We start from the raw sequence: 15,483 nt of genomic DNA, 5'->3' as shown, positions 1-15,483 counted from the left end.
AGTTCCCCTAAGCCCCTATTGTCTTTCCCTCTCCCCCAAGGATCCGGGGCTTTCCCCAATCATAGCCCCGGAGTTACCTAAAGGAAGAAGGAACCCCAGACAATTTTATATTGTTTTAAAAATAAAGCTGTTGCTTTGTTTTTAAATACACCCCTCGTGTTTTTCTCTCCCGTTTCACGAGGGGTTTTTTATGCGAAAAATTATTATTTTTCTGCTAATTTCCCTTGCATAATTCCAATATATATGTTAATATTCTTTCTACGAAAGACAGTTGTCTTTCGTAGAAAAACAAAAACATGGGTGAAATTATGGATGAGAACATTAAGTATTATGTTGTTAAGCAAAAGGCCCTGCCAGAAGTTTTATTAAAGGTGGCTGAAGCTAACAAACTTATAGAATCAAGTAATATAAGCGTAGCAGATGCTACAGAACAAGTGGGGATTAGTAGAAGTTCTTATTACAAGTATAAAGATGATATTTTCCCATTTAGAGATAATGTTAAGGGTAAGACCATTACCTTCGTATTATCAATGAATGATGAAACTGGAATTCTTTCTCTTGTTTTAAAGAAAGTGGCAGATTTTAAGGCTAACTTATTAACAATTCATCAGACAATTCCAGTTAATGGTGTTGCATCATTAACCTTAAGTGTAGAAATCTTACAAGAAACCCTCGACCCATCAAAGATGATTGAGGAGATCGAATCCTTACACGGAGTAAGATATCTAAAGATTTTAAGTTCAGATGCAACTTTATAAAGTTTAGATAGTAAAGAATTTGATTATAGTGAATTAGATAATTATTGATAATAGTTATATAGGCGATATGTAGTAAATGTTGATTAGGAGGACAAGGTAAATGGCAAAGGTTGCAGTATTAGGATACGGCACAGTAGGTTCTGGCGTAGTAGAAGTTCTAGAACGTAACGCAGATTCAGTAAAGCTAAAGGCAGGAGAAGAGGTAGTAGTTAAATCAGTTCTTGATTTAAGAGATTTCCCAGGAGATCCAATTCAAGAAAAGATTGTACATGACATTGATTTAATCGTTAATGATAAGGAGATCGATGTAGTAGTAGAAGTTATGGGCGGCGTAGATGTACCCTACAAGTTTGTTAAGGCTTGCTTAGAGGCTGGAAAGAGTGTGTGTACCTCTAATAAGGCTTTAGTTGAAGCAAAGGGACCAGAACTAATTGCCCTTGCTAAGTCAAAGAATGTTAACTTTATGTTTGAAGCATCAGTTGGCGGTGGAATTCCAATTATCCGTCCGCTTAACACAAGCCTTACAGCAGATAAGGTTAACAAGATTACAGGCATTATGAACGGAACAACTAATTACATTTTAACTAAGATGAGCATGGAAGGTGCTTCTTATGAAGATGTTTTAAAGGAAGCACAGGAACTTGGTTATGCAGAACGTAATCCTGAAGCTGATGTAGAAGGACATGATGCATGTCGTAAGATTTCAATTCTTACATCCCTTTATTCAGGAAAGACAGTAAAGTTTAAGAATGTAACTTGCGAAGGTATAACTAAGATTTCTAACGAAGACTTTGCTTATGCTAAGAAGCTTGGTTGTGTAATTAAGCTACTTGCAAGCAGCTATGTAAAAGATGGCAAGGTTTATGCAATTACAGCTCCATTTATGATTGATAAGAACCATCCATTATATAACGTAAACGGCGTTTTAAATGGCATTTATGTAAATGGTAACATGGTAGGAGATTTAATGTTCTTTGGTTCAGGCGCTGGTAAGCTACCAACAGCAGCTGCAGTATGTGCAGACGTTGTAGATTGTGTAAAGAATCTAAGCAATCACCAGGAAGTCTTCTGGTCAGAAGAAGAATTAGATTTAGGTGATACTAATGATGAAGTAAGAGCTTTCTTTGTAAGAGTTAAGGGTAAAGATACTAAGAAGGCAATGGATGCATTTTCAGGAGAAATCAACATAGTTGAATTAAGCGATTTAACAGATGAGTATGCATTCTTTACTGAGAAGATGACAGAAAAAGAATTTAATGAGTCAGTTTCTAAACTTGATATGATTACAAGAATTAGAGTTGATGATACAGTTTTAAATTAATTTTGTAAAAATGTGACACAAATATTTTTGTAAAAATAAGACATAGACTTTTGCAAAAATAAGACATATAAATGGGATTTATGAAGGAGAAACAATGATTAAAGTAGTTAAATTTGGTGGTAGTTCACTTGCTAGTGCTGAACAGTTTAAAAAAGTAGGTAATATTATCAGAGCAGAAGAAGAAAGAAGATATGTAGTTCCTTCTGCACCAGGAAAGAGATTTTCAGAGGATACTAAGGTAACAGATATGCTTTACAAATGTTACGCAGAAGCTGAAAATGGAAAGAATATAGATAAGTCTCTTCAGGCAATTAAGGAGAGATATGACGAAATCATCAAGGGACTTGGTTTAAAGCTAAGCTTAGCGGACCAGTTCAAGACTATAAAGAAAAATTTTGAGAATCTTGCAGGTAGTGATTATGCAGCATCACGAGGTGAGTATCTAAATGGTATTATAATGGCTGAATACCTAGGATATGAATTTATCGATGCAGCAACAGTGATTTTCTTTGATAAGAACGGGGAATTCGATTCAGAGAAAACTAATGAAACATTACAAAAGAAACTTGCCAAGGTTGAAAGAGCCGTTATTCCGGGATTCTACGGCGTATCAGCTAATGGTAAAATCAAGACCTTCTCAAGAGGTGGATCAGATGTTACAGGCTCAATTGTTGCGCGTGCTGTTAAAGCAGATGTTTATGAGAACTGGACTGATGTTTCTGGATTTATGGCTGCTGACCCAAGAATAGTTAAGAACCCTAAGTCAATTGATGTAATTACATACAGGGAGTTAAGAGAGCTTTCATATATGGGAGCTTCAGTACTTCATGAATCGGCAATTTTCCCTGTACGTAAGGAAGGTATTCCAATCAATATTCGTAATACTAATGCACCACAGGATAAGGGAACTATGATTGTTGGTACAACATGCAATGTGCCAAGTTATACAATTACAGGTATTGCCGGTAAGAAGGGTTTTGTTTCTATCAGCATCGATAAGGAATTAATGAACTCTGAAATCGGTTTTGGTCGTAAGGTATTACAGGTATTTGAAGATAATGGAATTTCCTTTGAGCACATGCCTTCAGGAATCGATACAATGACAGTTTTTGTTCATCAGGATGAATTTGTGGAGAAAGAGCAGAAAGTACTTGCTGGCCTTCATAGAGCAGTTAACCCTGATACAATCGAATTAGAGTCAGACCTAAGCTTAATCGCAGTTGTTGGACGAGGAATGAAGAATAATTCGGGTATTGCAGGCGCTATTTTCTCAGCACTTGCTAAAGAAAAGATTAACATCAAGATGATCGACCAGGGTTCATCAGAGCTTAATATTATCATTGGTGTTAGAAACAAGTATTTTGAAGATGCAATTAGAACTATTTATGGAGTATTCGTACAGGAGGAAGCGTAATTTAGACTGGTTACATATTCAAGAAGAAGCTTAGTGGCTTTAGCTTCTTATAACTAATAAAAAGTGAATAAAAATTACCTAAATTAGTATGTGTTAAATGGGCGGACCCTTAAGGGTTCGCCTTTTTGAATGTTTATCATGTTGCTTGTCGTTGTTTTTGCCTCAACAGGAACACATTTTTATTGCCATAATTTTTTCGTATTGTTATAATTATACAAGTTGACGTTATGTCTAAGACAATTTGAAAAGAGGATTATTACAACATGGATATTAATAAGAAGATTGCAGAAGAATTGGAAATTAAAGTATCTCAAGTTGAAGCCGCAGTATCATTAATAGATGAAGGTAATACAATTCCTTTTATCGCAAGATACCGTAAGGAAGTTACAGGCTCCCTTGATGATGAACAATTAAGAGTTTTAGATGAAAGACTTAAGTATTTAAGAGGATTAGAGGATAGAAAGGCTTCTGTAATATCAAGCATTGAAGAGCAGGGCAAGCTTACAAGTGAACTTAAATGTGCAATCCTTGCAGCAGAAACTTTAGTGCTTGTTGAAGATTTATATAGACCTTATAAGCAGAAGAGAAGAACAAGAGCAACACAGGCTAAGGAAAAAGGCCTTGAGCCACTTGCTACATTTATCTATGAACAGAAGGCTAGTCATTCAGTAGAAGAAGAGGCAGCTAATTATTTATCTGAAGAAGAAGGCAAGGAAGTTAAGAGCACTTCTGAGGCTATTTCTGGTGCGCTTGATATTATTGCTGAATCTATTTCAGATGTGGCAGATTATAGAACTTATATAAGAGATATTACTTCAAAAGAAGGTAAGATTGTATGCGCTGCTAAGGATAAGGACGCAGAGTCTGTATATGAGAATTACTATGATTATAATGAGGCAGTAGCAACAATGCCAGGTCATAGAATTTTAGCTATTAATAGAGGTGAAGCAGAAAAGTTTATTACAGTAAAGGTTGAAGCACCTGTTGACAGAATCTTAAGATATCTTGAAAAGCAGATTATTACTGAGAATAACGAATATACAACAGAATATTTAAAGAAGGCAATTGAAGATGCATACCAGAGATTAATAGCACCATCAATTGAAAGAGAAATAAGATCTGATATGACAGAAAAGGCTGAAGATGGCGCTATTAAGGTCTTTGGCAAGAACTTAGAGCAGCTCCTATTACAGCCACCAATTGCAGGTAAGACTGTACTTGGCTGGGATCCAGGTTATGCTCATGGATGTAAGCTAGCTGTTGTAGATGCTACAGGTAAGGTCCTTGATAATAAGGTAGTTTACCCAACAGAACCAAGAAATCAGGTAGATAAGGCTAAAGAGATAGTTGCCGATTTAATTAAGAAGTATAATGTTAATCTTATCTCTTGCGGTAATGGAACAGCATCCCGTGAATCAGAGCAGATTATTTCAGATATTATTAAGGAAAATGGCTTTAATGTAGACTACATCATCACAAACGAAGCAGGTGCTTCTGTTTATTCTGCATCTAAGCTAGCAACAGAAGAATTCCCAGATTACGATGTAGCAGCTCGTGGTGCAATTTCAATTGCAAGACGTGTTCAAGATCCACTTGCTGAACTTGTAAAGATTGAACCTAAGGCTATTGGTGTAGGTCAGTATCAGCATGATATGAATCAGAAGAAGCTTGGAGAAACTCTTTCAGGCGTAGTAGAAGATTCTGTTAATAAGGTAGGCGTTGATCTTAATACAGCATCCGCTTCCCTTCTTGAATACATTTCAGGTGTATCAAAGACGGTAGCTAAGAATATTGTAGATTTCAGAGAAACTAATGGTAAGTTTACTAACAGAAAGCAGTTACTTAAGGTATCTAAGTTAGGACCTAAGGCTTATCAGCAGTGTGCCGGTTTCATGAGAATTTCAGATGGAGACAATCCACTTGATGCAACAAGTGTTCATCCAGAAAGCTACGAGGCAGCAGCTAAGTTATTAGAAGATTTAGGCTATGATTTAAATTCAATTACTAAGGGTGAATTAACAAACCTTAAGAGTAAGGTTTCTAATCTTAAGGAAATGGCAGACAAGTTAGGTGTAGGTGAAATTACACTTGAAGATATTATTAAGGAACTTGAGAAGCCAGGACGTGATCCAAGAGATGAAATGCCAGCTCCAATCCTTCGAAAGGATATCATGGATATTAAGGACTTAAAGCCAGGCATGATCCTTAAGGGTACAGTAAGAAATGTAATCGACTTTGGTGTTTTCGTAGATATCGGTGTTCACCAGGATGGTTTAGTACACATTTCTCAGATGAGTGCAACTAAGAGAGTAAATCACCCACTTGATGTTGTATCAGTAGGTGATGTAATTGATGTTCGTGTTATGGAGATTGATACAGCTAAAGAAAGAATTGCACTTTCAATGATCCTAGATGAAGCAGAAGCTAAGGCTAAGGCTGAGTTTAAGGAAAATGCTAAAAAGCAGGGAAAGAAGCCATTTAATAAAAACTTTAATAAGAACAGACAGAATAATAAAAAGAAGCCAGGTGAGCTTAACTTAAGCGGCCTTGCTAAGTTTATGAATAAGTAATTACATTTAGCGCAAATCGTCAAGACTCGCTCGCGAGTCTTGCGCGCCGGATTCGGGTAGGACCACTTGTCTTACCCGATTTTTTAGTCTAACTTATCTTTATTTTAGTAAAAATTAATACGAAGTCTGTCTAATTTATGCTAGTATAATAGAAGTGACATTTTTCAAACTAATTAAGGAGGATTATTATCCGTGGACAAGACAATTGAATTTGATAGTCAGGTAACAAAAAAAGACCTTATAGATTTTAAGTTATATCACAATTTTCACAGCTTTAATGGCTGGTTTGGCGTAGTAGCAGGAATTGTATTTTTAGCATTTGGAATCATCTCAATTGGTAATACAACTATTACATATACTTTGATGTTATTCCTTTTTGCAGTTATGTTTGGCATTTATCCAATAATTAATATGATGCTTGCAGCAAGAAAGCAAAGTAAATTAGAAATATTTACAAAGCCAATGCATTATGTTGTTAGCACTGATAAGATTACTTTAAGTCAGGGAGAGTTGACGGAAGATTTATCTTGGGATAATATCTATAAGATAAAGTTTAGTGGTAAGAATCTCCTTTGCTATAGCAGCCAAGCAAGAGCTAATATATTAACTATTGAAACAATGGGAGAAGATGCAATTGCTTTTGTTGATATTGCTAAGGAAAAGCTAAAACCATTCCAGGTAAAAGTTAATAAGCAAAAGTTAGAGAAAGTAGTAAAGTAAAATGATAAAAGAAACATTTAATTCAAAAGAGACCTTTGAATTTGGCTTTGAATTAGGACAAAAGGCAGCTTCAGGTGAAATCTATTGCTTAGAAGGTGACTTAGGCGTAGGAAAGACAGTCTTTACACAAGGCTTTGCAAAAGGCCTTGGAATTGATGAACCTATTAACAGCCCAACATTTACTATAGTTCAAGAATATCATGAAGGAAGAATTCCTCTATATCATTTTGATGTTTATAGAATCGCAGACGTAGATGAAATGGACGAGATAGGCTATGAAGAATATTTCTTTTCAGACGGTGTCTGCCTAATTGAATGGGCAAGCTTAGTAGAAGAGATAATCCCTGAAGAAGCTATTAAGATAAGCATAAAGAAGGATTTAGAAAAAGGCTTTGATTACCGTTTAATTGAAGTTGAGGGAAAGGTCGAATAGTAATGAAGATTTTAGCAATAGAAAGTTCTGCAGTAACTGCCTCAGTAGCTATTGTAGAAGATGACAGCGTTTTAGCTAATTACACAATTAATCATAAGAAGACACATTCACAGACACTCCTACCAATGATAGATGAAATCTGTAGAATGACTGAAACAGACGTAGATGATTTAGATGCCATAGCAGTATCTGTAGGCCCAGGTTCCTTTACAGGCCTAAGAATCGGTGTAGCTACAGCTAAGGGAATTGCCCTAGCTAAGGATAAGCCGATGATTCCAGTGAAGACTCTTGAGGCCCTTGCTTATAACCTATATGGTCAGACTAAGACAATCGTGCCAATTATGGATGCTAAGAGAAAGCATGTATATAGCGCAATTTATAAATTTGAAGAAGGCAAGTTAGTTGAACTTAGAGAAACTAACCTAATCTCAATTGAAGACTTAACAAAGGAACTTAACGAATCCTATAATGACGTAGTATTCTTAGGAGACGGTATCAAAGTAGCAAGAGATTACTTTAATGAAAATCTATCTATTAACCACTGCGAAGCCTCTCCTCTAGACAGACTTCAGGACGCAGCAAGTCTTGGCCTTAGAGCCCTTGACTTAGCAAAAGAAGGAAAGATAGTTTCCTCAGATGATGTTAAGCCAGATTATTTAAGACCATCACAGGCAGAAAGAGAACTTGCAGCTAAGAAAGCTAAGAATAATTAAGGTGATAATTTTGAATAATATAGACATAGACATTTTAAAAGAAGAAGACCTAGATGAGGTTTCAAGAATCGAAGAAGAAACCTTTTCAACACCTTGGTCAAGAGATTCTTTTAAAGATACTATAGACAATGACAACACCCTTTATCTTGTAGCTTATAAAGACGGAGAAGTTGCAGGATATGCCGGCTTATGGCAAAGTCTAGACGAAGGCGAGATAACTAATGTAGCCATAGACTCTAGATTTAGACGTTTAGGAATAGCCTATAAGCTTATGAATATTTTAGAAGAAAAAGGACATGAAAGAGGCATCAATGCATTTTTCCTAGAAGTAAGAGAATCCAATGATAAAGCTATAAAGCTATATGAGAAGCTAGGCTTTAAACACTTAGGAAAGCGCAAGAACTTCTATGAGAAACCAAGAGAAGACGCTCTTATTATGTCCAAGATAATAAATAACGACAATAATTAATAATTAATGAAAACCAAGATAACTTGCAATAGAAAGGTAAGAAAATGTTAGATGTATGTTTGCTAGGAACAAGCGGTATGTTGCCCCTTCCGGGAAGATGGTTAACATCAATGATGTTAAGATATAACGGCAGCAGTTTACTTGTAGATTGTGGAGAGGGAACACAGATAGCAATAAAAGAAAAGGGCTGGAGCTATAACCCTATAGATGTAATTTGTTTTACACATTTCCATGCCGATCATATAAGTGGCTTGCCAGGTTTACTATTAACCATTGGTAACTCAGAAAGAACAGCCCCCCTAACTATAATTGGTCCAAAGGGCTTGCAAAGAGTAGTTAACTCCCTTCGAGTAATCGCCCCTGAATTACCCTTTGAAATAAAATGTATCGAAATCACAGAGCCATCTGCTCACTTTAGTATCAATGGCTATGAGATAGATGCCTTTAAGGTAAATCACACAGTAGCCTGCTATGGCTATTCAATTAGCATACCACGAATTGGAAAGTTCGACCCAGTAAGAGCACGTGAATTAGAAATTCCAGTTCATTTTTGGAATAAATTACAGCATGGCGAAGATGTAGTGGTTAACGATAAGACCTTTACATCCGATATGGTAATGGGAGCTAGTAGAAAAGGCATCAAGGTAACCTATTGTACAGATACTCGCCCAGTGCCAGCAATTGTTGAAAATGCTAAAAATTCCGACCTCTTTATTTGCGAAGGCATGTACGGAGAGAACGATAAAGATCACAAAGCAAGGGAATACAAGCACATGACCTTTAAAGAGGCAGCAAAGCTTGCAAAAGAAGCTAAAGTAGAAAGACTCTGGCTTACTCACTATTCCCCATCTTTAGTAAGACCTTGGGACTACGTAGATTCAATTAAACACATTTTCCCAAAGGTAATTGCAGCTAAAGATCAGCAAAGCATAGAACTTAATTTTGAGGATGACTAATAATAAAAATTGTGATATTATATTTTTAGAATAACACGTGAAATTATGTATATCGTTGGGGGACGAATACTATGAAAAAATACCTTAGAACCGTAATCGTAATAGGTGTGCTAGCAATAGCTGCGGTAGGTTATTATTTTTATCTAGCTAATAAAGATATAACCCAACAAGCAGTCGAACAGGCAGCTGCCAGCGATGAGGCCTCAGCATTAATCAATAGAGATATAGAAAAGACCTATCCAGAGTCACCAAAAGAGGTGGCAGCTCTCTATGCCCGCATTAGTAAATGCTACTATGACAAGGACACTAAAGAAGAGTTAATTGATGGTCTTGCAAAGCAAGCAAGAATCCTTTTTGATGATGAGTTAAACCAAAAGCATCCATATAATGAATTTCTTGCTGGTCTAAAAGAGGAAATATCACAATTTAAAGAATCCAATATTTATATAAGCGGCTACACCGTTCAAACCGCCTCTGGCACTAGGTATGGAACCTTTGAAGGAAGACAGTATGCCACAATACATGTTCTCTATTATTTTAGAGAAGGCTCAACCCTTCGCAGTTCCTACTATAAGTACACCATGCGCAAAAACGACGCTGGCCAATGGAAGATTCTCTTCTGGGAGTTAGATGTAACAGAGGAAGAGTAAAAAAAGAAACTTGCGAATAAGCAAGAATCGTAATAGAATAATTTAGATAACTGGGGCTTAGTCAGGAAATCTGGCTAAGCCCAAAATATGTCATTTACTTTAGGAGTATTTATGAGTAATTTAACAAGTGAAGATATAAAAGCAGATACAGAAAATTTGAATAAAAAGGACATCACAATCCTAGCAATTGAAAGTTCTTGTGATGAAACTGCTTGTGCAATTGTAAAAAATGGACGTGAAGTAATCTCAAGTGTAATTAACACTCAGATTGCCATTCACACAGAATACGGCGGAGTAGTTCCTGAAATTGCCTCAAGAAAGCACATTGAAAATATTAACCCAGTAATAAAGAAAGCCTTAGCAGACGCTAACATGACTTGGGATGATATAGATGCAATCGCAGTAACATACGGTCCAGGCCTTGTGGGCGCCTTACTAGTAGGTGTGGCAGAAGCAAAGGCTCTCGCATGGGCTCTTAAAAAGCCATTAGTAGGTGTTCACCACATCGAAGGTCACATCTCTGCAAACTTTATTGAATACCCAGAGCTTGAGCCACCATTTGCAGGTCTTGTAGTATCTGGCGGTCACACACATTTAATAAAGGTTCTTGATTATGGCGAATACGAAATTGTAGGTAGAACAAGAGATGATGCCGCAGGAGAAGCCTTTGATAAGGTAGCTCGTGCAGTAGGTCTTGGTTACCCAGGTGGCCCAAAGATCGATAAATTAAGTAAGGAAGGCAATCCAGACGCAGTACAATTCCCAAGAGCACATGTGGATGATGCGCCATACGACTTCTCCTTTAGTGGAATCAAGTCAGCCGTCCTAAATTACATAAATCAGGCAGAGATGAAGCACGAGGAAATCAACAGAGCCGACCTAGTTGCTTCCTTCCAGAAGGCAGTAGTAGATGCCCTTGTATCAAGAGCCATCATGCTAGCTAAGGAAAGCGGCCTAAAGAAGCTTGCCATCGCAGGTGGTGTTGCAGCCAACTCTTGCCTTAACGAAACCCTAAGAAAAGAGTGCGAAAAAGAAGGCATCGAGTTTTACTCACCATCTCTTGTACTCTGCACAGATAACGCCGCAATGATAGGTGCCGCAGCATATTACGAATACATCAAAGGCACAAGACATGGCCTCGACCTAAATGCAGTGCCAAACCTAAAACTAGGCGAAAGAATTTAACTTAACAAGGCAGCAGCCCTAATACATACAAGCTACAATACTAATAAGCTATAATAACAAACTAGTCACAATAGGAGCGCAAACTATGAATTATTGCATACTTTTATCCGGCGGAAAAGGCAAAAGAATGGGTTCAAATACCCCAAAGCAGTATCTTGAAATACTAGGACATCCCCTGATTTACTACTCACTTAAAGCATTTCAGGAAAGCCCGCTAATCGACCGAATTATAATTGTTTCCTCACCAAACTACGAGAATTACTTCAAAGGAATCATAAAAGAGTATAATTTCGACAAAGTATATGGAATCGCCAAAGCAGGACAAGAGCGCTACGACTCAGTGTTCTCCGGTTTATCAATGATTCCTAATGCTGATATTTCCGATGAAAATGTATGCCTCATCCACGATGGCGCCCGCCCACTAGTGACAACTGACATAATAGAAAACTGCGTAGCCGACGCTCTTAAATATAAGGCAAGCGTTGCAGCAGTAAAAGCAAAAGACACAATCAAAGTGGCCAACAAAGAAGGCTTTGCCATAAAGACCCCAGATAGAGCCAGCCTCTATCAGATCCAAACACCGCAAAGCTTTGGTCTTAAGCTTGTAATAGATGCTTATAAGAAAATGTATGAAGCCCAGGAAACTAACGGCGTAACCGATGATGCTATGGTAGTATCAAAGTTTGCAGGCGTAGATTCATTTTTAACAGAATCAAGCTATAAGAATATAAAAGCCACTACCCCAGAAGATTTAGCAATTATAGAGTGCTTCTTATCAAAGAATAAGACTGATTAATGTCAATTAAATGCTTTAAAAAGCATTTATTATACAACTGTAATTTAAATTAAAGAGTTAATATAACTATGCTTGACTAAAGAAAACAATGATACTATAATCTAATAAAAAATTATAATAATGAGGGAGGTCCCATGAACCAATTTAATTTAAAAAGAACTAATATTGTAGGTTTTTGCGCAGCAATCCTAGCATTTTTTTTCGCTTTCTTACCAATTAAGAGAGTAGTTTTAAGTGCAGATGAATTAGAGGATTGGATTGAAGAAGGTTATAAGACATCATACAATCTTATAAATTATAACTTCTTTGGAACATTATTCTTAATCGTTATCATTGCATTAATTGTGCTTTTTGTAATTCAGGCACTTGGTAAGTCAAATCCAGTATTAAATGCAGTAACAACAATCGTTACAATTGCAGCATTTGTAGTATTTATCCTTGCTGTAATCGTAAGCAACGACGATGTTAAACAGGCAGAAGAGCTTATTGACGCCTACAAGGCATGGTTTGGTGATATCATCCAGATCAAGTTTGGTGCAGGCTTTGTATTAGAACTTATTGTAACTATTATTTTAGCAGCATCATACTGGATTAACGAATGTGTTATCATTCCTTACGTATATAAGGCAGTACAGTATAGACCAGTATTAAACCCATTTGCTGCACTTACTAATGGACGTCCAGGTTACGGTGCAACTAATGCACAGTTCCAGGGTCAGCCACAGTACGGTCAGCCAGGACAGTTCCAGGGTCAGCCACAGCAGTATGGCCAGCCAGGACAGTTCCAGGGTCAGCCACAGCAGTATGGTCAGCCAGGACAGTTCCAGGGCCAGCCACAGCAGTACGGCCAGCCACAGTACCAGCAGCCACAGCAGCAGTACGGCCAGCCACAGCAGCAGTATCAGGCACAGCCACAGCAGACTCAGCCACAGCAGGCTCAGCCTCAGAATCCACAGGCTACACAGGCAAATCCTAATCAGCAGAACCAGTCCTTTGGCGGCTTCAACAATCAGCAGTAATCTGATTAGGCAATTATAGAATTTAATACAAATTGTATCTAATAAATAAAGGGAATTGTTCACTTATAAAGATAGGTGGGCAATTCCCCTTTTTATTTTGTGAAAAATTCACCTAGTTTTTAACAATTTAAAGCACTATAATTTTATGGCATTTACATTTATAAAAAATGAAAGAAAGGAAAACAAAAATGAAATATGTTAGACAGTTTCTAATTATTATTTTCATATCATTTGTGGGCGAGCTAATACACTACTATATTGACCTACCAATCCCTGGCAGCATTTATGGTATGCTAATATTATTTGTTTTACTTCAGTTTAAAGTTATAAAAGTTGAGCACGTAAAAGACATAGCCGACTTTTTAATAGAAGTTATGCCACTAATGTTTATCCCAGCAGGCGTAGGCCTACTTGAAAAATGGGGCCTCATAAAAGGGGTATGGCTCCCACTCACCATTACAATTATCGGCTCAACCCTAATTGTTATGGTAGTTTCAGGAAGAGTCTCACAATTAGTAATTAGGAAAAAAGAAAGATTAAATCAGGAGAGTTAATTAATCATGGAAGTATTAGAAAGTTCAGTGTTCTTTGGAGTAACCATAACCCTGATCACATACGCCATTGGCGTTTTAATAAAGAAGAAGCTTAAAATAGCCATATTCAATCCACTCCTTATCTCCATAGCTCTAATAATCATCTTCCTTGCCTTTACAGGAATCGACTATCAAAGCTATTCAGAAGGAGCAGATTTTATATCCTATTTGTTAACACCAGCTACAGTTTGCCTTGCAGTTCCAATGTATGAGCAAATGGACAGCTTAAAAAAGAACGGTCTTGCCATCATGGCAGGCATCCTATCAGGCACCATAACTAGCATGCTCTGCGTTCTAGCCTGCACAACAATCTTTAAGCTAAACCACGAAACATACGTAACCCTATTACCAAAATCCATTACAACAGCAATCGGTATCGGCGTTTCGGAAGAGATGGGCGGCGTCATCACCATCACCATCGTTGCAATCATCGTAACTGGCATCTTTGGCAATATGTTTGCAGAACTCATATGCAAACTCTTTAAAATCCACCACCCAATCGCAAAAGGCGTCGCCATCGGCACCTCAAGCCACGCCATGGGTACATCAAAAGCAATGGAGCTCGGAGAAGTAGAAGGCGCCATCAGTAGTCTCTCCCTCGCCGTCGCAGGAATCCTCACGGTTATCCTTGCACCCCTCTTTGCTTCAATCTTATAATTATGAAAATGTATCTATATATGAGATACACCCAAAACGTGAATATTACATATATATGAGATACACCCATATCATGAATATTACATATATATGAGATACACCCATAACGTGAATATTACATATATATGAGATACACCCATATCATGAAAATGTACTTATATAGAAAGACAACATTCATATAATAATCAAGGCAGCTATACTACTTGCTAATTTAATGATCCTAAATGCGTATCAAATATCTACCCTTTGTATGTATATTGATAGTCATCTGCAATTCGAATCTTTTTATTTAGCATACACATAGCTGCTTTTTATATTTCTAGTAGTCTATTTAACCCACAAAAAGCAATTAAATTTCAAATTTAAATTAAGAAAAAACAAAAGAAAACACCACAAAAAGCCCTAAAATCAAAGAGAATCCCAAATTTTTTTTAATCCTCCAAATCTCTTTTAAAAGCAGCAAAAATTAAGCAACAATAACACTAGCCTAAGCTCACTTTTATTATGAAAATGCTAACCAAGCTAGTGTTTATCTAGCTTTGCGACGTTTTCGCCTTATTTTCTTATAATTTGATGTCAAAATTACTGATAAATAGACTGTCAAAAGGATTTGTAAAGTATAGAAATTATCGCAAAAAATCTAAAAAAAACTCGAAAAATGTGTTGACAAAAAATGTTATGAATGTTAATATTATCAAGTCGCTGCGATACAGCAACGACAACAAAACAAAAAACATTAAGAAATGTTCTGGAGAGGTACCGAAGTGGTCATAACGGGGCGGTCTTGAAAACCGTTTGTCTTCACGGGCGCATGGGTTCGAATCCCATCCTCTCCGCTCAAATTTAAAATCACAGATTTTAAATTTGCCTATCAAATCCAAAGGATTTGATTTGAACCTTGACAACTGAACAGAATGACAACCTTGAAAATTCTTTGAAATATTCAAGCGAGTAATCAATCGTAAAACAAATTTTGTTTTGAAATGATTATCCTTAATAACAGTAATGTTAAACGGAAACGAAACTATTAAGCTAGTTCGTTCAGAACTAAGCTAAGGTAAAACTTTTTATGAGAGTTTGATCCTGGCTCAGGATGAACGCTGGCGGCGTGCTTAACACATGCAAGTCGAACGAAGCAACTTATCACGATTCCTTCGGGATGACGATTTGTTGACTGAGTGGCGGACGGGTGAGTAACGCGTGGGTAACCTGCCTTATACAGGGGGATA

General features: G+C 37.0%; 15 protein-coding genes, 1 tRNA gene and 1 rRNA gene. All 17 read left to right on the top strand.

What is annotated here, in order from left to right; genetic code table 11:
* Positions 1-308: 308 nt before the first annotated feature.
* Complete coding sequence (locus tag BLQ66_RS07110) at positions 309-758, top strand: ACT domain-containing protein (RefSeq protein ID WP_074521739.1); 450 nt, start codon at positions 309-311, stop codon at positions 756-758.
* 100 nt (positions 759-858) lie between these two features.
* Entirely contained in the window at positions 859-2,079 is a 1,221-nt protein-coding gene (locus BLQ66_RS07105; protein WP_074521584.1) for a homoserine dehydrogenase, read from the top strand.
* Positions 2,080-2,173: 94 nt separating this feature from the next.
* Entirely contained in the window at positions 2,174-3,493 is a 1,320-nt protein-coding gene (locus tag BLQ66_RS07100) for an aspartate kinase (RefSeq protein ID WP_074521583.1), read from the top strand.
* A 263-nt stretch (positions 3,494-3,756) separates the two neighbouring features.
* On the top strand, positions 3,757-6,063 hold the full coding sequence (locus BLQ66_RS07095; protein WP_074521582.1) for a Tex family protein: 2,307 nt from the start codon (positions 3,757-3,759) through the stop codon (positions 6,061-6,063).
* 192 nt (positions 6,064-6,255) lie between these two features.
* Positions 6,256-6,783 carry a hypothetical protein gene (locus BLQ66_RS07090; protein WP_074521581.1) on the top strand — a complete coding sequence of 176 codons (528 nt, stop codon included), beginning with the start codon at positions 6,256-6,258 and terminating at the stop codon, positions 6,781-6,783.
* A 1-nt stretch (position 6,784) separates the two neighbouring features.
* Positions 6,785-7,216 (top strand): tRNA (adenosine(37)-N6)-threonylcarbamoyltransferase complex ATPase subunit type 1 TsaE, encoded by a 432-nt coding sequence (tsaE, locus tag BLQ66_RS07085; protein WP_027432173.1) that lies wholly within the window; start codon positions 6,785-6,787, stop codon positions 7,214-7,216.
* Between the two features lie 2 nt (positions 7,217-7,218).
* Positions 7,219-7,929, top strand: coding sequence for a tRNA (adenosine(37)-N6)-threonylcarbamoyltransferase complex dimerization subunit type 1 TsaB (gene tsaB, locus BLQ66_RS07080; protein ID WP_074521580.1), 711 nt, complete (start codon positions 7,219-7,221; stop codon positions 7,927-7,929).
* Between the two features lie 10 nt (positions 7,930-7,939).
* Positions 7,940-8,398 (top strand): ribosomal protein S18-alanine N-acetyltransferase, encoded by a 459-nt coding sequence (gene rimI / locus BLQ66_RS07075; RefSeq protein WP_242869335.1) that lies wholly within the window; start codon positions 7,940-7,942, stop codon positions 8,396-8,398.
* A gap of 44 nt (positions 8,399-8,442) precedes the next feature.
* On the top strand, positions 8,443-9,354 hold the full coding sequence (locus BLQ66_RS07070) for a ribonuclease Z (RefSeq protein WP_074521579.1): 912 nt from the start codon (positions 8,443-8,445) through the stop codon (positions 9,352-9,354).
* Positions 9,355-9,425: 71 nt separating this feature from the next.
* The gene (locus BLQ66_RS07065; protein ID WP_074521578.1) at positions 9,426-10,004 is read left to right on the top strand and encodes a DUF6715 family protein; all 579 of its coding nucleotides are present in this window, start codon (positions 9,426-9,428) and stop codon (positions 10,002-10,004) included.
* Between the two features lie 111 nt (positions 10,005-10,115).
* Positions 10,116-11,189 (top strand): tRNA (adenosine(37)-N6)-threonylcarbamoyltransferase complex transferase subunit TsaD, encoded by a 1,074-nt coding sequence (tsaD, locus tag BLQ66_RS07060; RefSeq protein WP_074521577.1) that lies wholly within the window; start codon positions 10,116-10,118, stop codon positions 11,187-11,189.
* A gap of 85 nt (positions 11,190-11,274) precedes the next feature.
* Positions 11,275-11,985, top strand: coding sequence for a 2-C-methyl-D-erythritol 4-phosphate cytidylyltransferase (gene ispD / locus BLQ66_RS07055; protein WP_074521576.1), 711 nt, complete (start codon positions 11,275-11,277; stop codon positions 11,983-11,985).
* Positions 11,986-12,119: 134 nt separating this feature from the next.
* Positions 12,120-13,004 carry a hypothetical protein gene (locus tag BLQ66_RS11905; RefSeq protein WP_074521575.1) on the top strand — a complete coding sequence of 295 codons (885 nt, stop codon included), beginning with the start codon at positions 12,120-12,122 and terminating at the stop codon, positions 13,002-13,004.
* Between the two features lie 188 nt (positions 13,005-13,192).
* The gene (locus BLQ66_RS07045; RefSeq protein ID WP_027432165.1) at positions 13,193-13,558 is read left to right on the top strand and encodes a CidA/LrgA family protein; all 366 of its coding nucleotides are present in this window, start codon (positions 13,193-13,195) and stop codon (positions 13,556-13,558) included.
* Positions 13,559-13,561: 3 nt separating this feature from the next.
* Positions 13,562-14,254 (top strand): LrgB family protein, encoded by a 693-nt coding sequence (locus BLQ66_RS07040; protein WP_074521574.1) that lies wholly within the window; start codon positions 13,562-13,564, stop codon positions 14,252-14,254.
* 750 nt (positions 14,255-15,004) lie between these two features.
* Positions 15,005-15,090: transfer RNA gene (locus tag BLQ66_RS07035), tRNA-Ser, on the top strand.
* Positions 15,091-15,319: 229 nt separating this feature from the next.
* Positions 15,320-15,483: ribosomal RNA gene (locus BLQ66_RS07030) — 16S ribosomal RNA — on the top strand; the annotation flags it as partial.

The sequence above is a fragment of the Lachnospira pectinoschiza genome (assembly GCF_900103815.1).
GTDB lineage: Bacteria > Bacillota > Clostridia > Lachnospirales > Lachnospiraceae > Lachnospira > Lachnospira pectinoschiza_B.
This window is presented reverse-complemented; position numbering and strand designations above follow the sequence as displayed.

Bases quoted from the DNA above. Each gene is read 5' to 3' on its own strand.
- ispD (WP_074521576.1), top strand. From the start codon at position 11,275: ATGAATTATTGCATACTTTTATCCGGCGGAAAAGGCAAAAGAATGGGT.
- BLQ66_RS07045 (WP_027432165.1), top strand. From the start codon at position 13,193: ATGAAATATGTTAGACAGTTTCTAATTATTATTTTCATATCATTTGTG.
- BLQ66_RS07110 (WP_074521739.1), top strand. From the start codon at position 309: ATGGATGAGAACATTAAGTATTATGTTGTTAAGCAAAAGGCCCTGCCA.
- BLQ66_RS07095 (WP_074521582.1), top strand. From the start codon at position 3,757: ATGGATATTAATAAGAAGATTGCAGAAGAATTGGAAATTAAAGTATCT.
- BLQ66_RS07100 (WP_074521583.1), top strand. From the start codon at position 2,174: ATGATTAAAGTAGTTAAATTTGGTGGTAGTTCACTTGCTAGTGCTGAA.
- BLQ66_RS07105 (WP_074521584.1), top strand. From the start codon at position 859: ATGGCAAAGGTTGCAGTATTAGGATACGGCACAGTAGGTTCTGGCGTA.
- BLQ66_RS11905 (WP_074521575.1), top strand. From the start codon at position 12,120: ATGAACCAATTTAATTTAAAAAGAACTAATATTGTAGGTTTTTGCGCA.
- tsaD (WP_074521577.1), top strand. From the start codon at position 10,116: ATGAGTAATTTAACAAGTGAAGATATAAAAGCAGATACAGAAAATTTG.
- BLQ66_RS07065 (WP_074521578.1), top strand. From the start codon at position 9,426: ATGAAAAAATACCTTAGAACCGTAATCGTAATAGGTGTGCTAGCAATA.
- tsaE (WP_027432173.1), top strand. From the start codon at position 6,785: ATGATAAAAGAAACATTTAATTCAAAAGAGACCTTTGAATTTGGCTTT.
- tsaB (WP_074521580.1), top strand. From the start codon at position 7,219: ATGAAGATTTTAGCAATAGAAAGTTCTGCAGTAACTGCCTCAGTAGCT.
- BLQ66_RS07070 (WP_074521579.1), top strand. From the start codon at position 8,443: ATGTTAGATGTATGTTTGCTAGGAACAAGCGGTATGTTGCCCCTTCCG.